This is a genomic window from Sedimentibacter sp. B4 (assembly GCF_000309315.1).
GTDB lineage: Bacteria > Bacillota > Clostridia > Tissierellales > Sedimentibacteraceae > Sedimentibacter > Sedimentibacter saalensis.
On the sequence record NZ_CANG01001093.1, the window covers coordinates 1 to 236 of the forward strand.

The 236-nt window shown below is 68.2% G+C and carries 1 protein-coding gene; it reads right to left on the reverse strand.

The window, feature by feature from the left end; all coding sequences use genetic code 11:
- Positions 1 to 236 (reverse strand): helix-turn-helix transcriptional regulator (locus BN358_RS25140; protein WP_198018549.1); only part of this gene is annotated, 236 nt, incomplete at both ends.

Below are 236 nucleotides of genomic sequence, written 5' to 3' on the forward strand. Positions count from 1 at the left end.
CCCGGATGGCCCGGCAACCGGGATCAGGCGTCACCGCCCGTCGTGGTGAGGCCGGCGAGGCGACCCAGGCGGCGATCTGCGTCCGCGAGGTGAAACCGAGCTTGTCCATGACGTTGCGAACGTGGTTCTCGACGGTTCGTTCGGAGATGAACAGCCGGGTGCCGATCTGGCGGTTACTGAAACCCTCCCCGATCAGGCGGGCGACCTCGGTCTCGCGTGGCGCGAGCGGTGCGAGT